The sequence below is a fragment of the Burkholderia diffusa genome, from assembly GCF_902499115.1.
Lineage (GTDB): Bacteria > Pseudomonadota > Gammaproteobacteria > Burkholderiales > Burkholderiaceae > Burkholderia > Burkholderia diffusa.
Map to the genome: position 1 here is coordinate 1 of NZ_CABVPN010000076.1, position 1,295 is coordinate 1,295.

Consider the following 1,295-nt stretch of genomic DNA (forward strand, 5'->3'; position numbering starts at 1 on the left):
GCAGGCGTATCGTAACTGCTGACGTTACCGTTCATAGGAGTATCGTCATGGAAATCATTCGGTTCCTTGCCATCGATCTTGCAAAGAATGTCTTCCAACTGCACGGCGTGGATGCCGCAGGCACGCTTGTGCTGCGACGTCGCGTCGGCCGCGCCCAACTGACTGAACTGGTTCTTCGACTTGCACCATGCACTATCGGGATGGAAGCCTGCTCAAGCGCCCATCATTGGGCACGGCAGTTTCAGCAGCAAGGCCACACGGTAAAACTCATCAGCCCGCAATTCGTGAAACCTTTCGTGAAGGGCAACAAGACTGACGGCAACGATGCTGAGGCGATCTGCGAGGCATTGCAGCGACCATCAATGCGGTTCGTGCCAATCAAGTCCCTCGAGCAACAAGATGTTCAAAGTCTTCACCGCGCTCGTAGTCGGCTCGTGAGCAATCGGACCGGGCTGGTGAGTCAGATGCGCGGCATTCTCGCAGAGCGAGGCATCGTATTCGCGCAATCTATCACGCGTGCGCGCCGGGAGATTCCGGCCATCGTCGCTGACACCACGAACGCCCTAACGCCACTCGCGCGCGAGATACTGGCCGATCTGATGGACCAGTTGCGCGAACTGGACAAGCGCATCACCGGATTCGACAGGCGTATCGATGCAGTGTTCAAGGCCAGCAAGACCTGCCAGCGCATTGCGCAGATTGAAGGAGTTGGTCCCAAAACGGCGACCGCCATCGTTGCTGCCGTATCCGATCCAAAGGACTTTAAGAACGGCCGTCACTTTGCTGCCTGGCTCGGCCTCGTTCCCCGTCAGAGCTCAAGCGGGGATCGAACACATCTCCTCGGCATCAGCAAGCGAGGCGACCGACATCTACGGACCTTGCTCATACACGGTGCACGCGCAGTACTCCGAACCGCTCCAACCAAACACGACAGAAAGCACGCCTGGGCTCTTGCGTTGCAGGCCCGGCGAGGCGCAAATCGAGCCATCGTGGCGATCGCGAACAAGATGGCCCGTGTCATCTGGTCGATGCTTGCAACCGGCCAGTCGTATCAGAAAGCAGTGTAGCAATGTCACCAACGATGCGTTGACGAATTGACGAATGGCACTCCGGTCGATCCGGCGAGCAGGGAACCTGATTTTTATAACGGCCCCCGAGGTCTTCCAGTTGTTGAGGCCTGCACGCGCGGAATTCCAGTTGGGCGCTGGGCTCTGCCCTGACGCCGGATATATGTACGCAATCGACTTCCGTGTCCGTCAACTTCCGTTTGCTATTGGGAGCAGTCCATATATGTA

1 protein-coding gene is annotated in these 1,295 nt (G+C 57.6%); it reads left to right on the forward strand.

Going from position 1 to position 1,295, the window contains the following annotated elements:
• Nucleotides 1–47 precede the first annotated feature (47 nt).
• Nucleotides 48–1,067 carry an IS110 family RNA-guided transposase gene (locus BTE28158_RS32265; RefSeq protein WP_124906457.1) on the forward strand — a complete coding sequence of 340 codons (1,020 nt, stop codon included), beginning with the start codon at nt 48–50 and terminating at the stop codon, nt 1,065–1,067.
• The last annotated feature ends 228 nt before the right edge of the window (nt 1,068–1,295 follow it).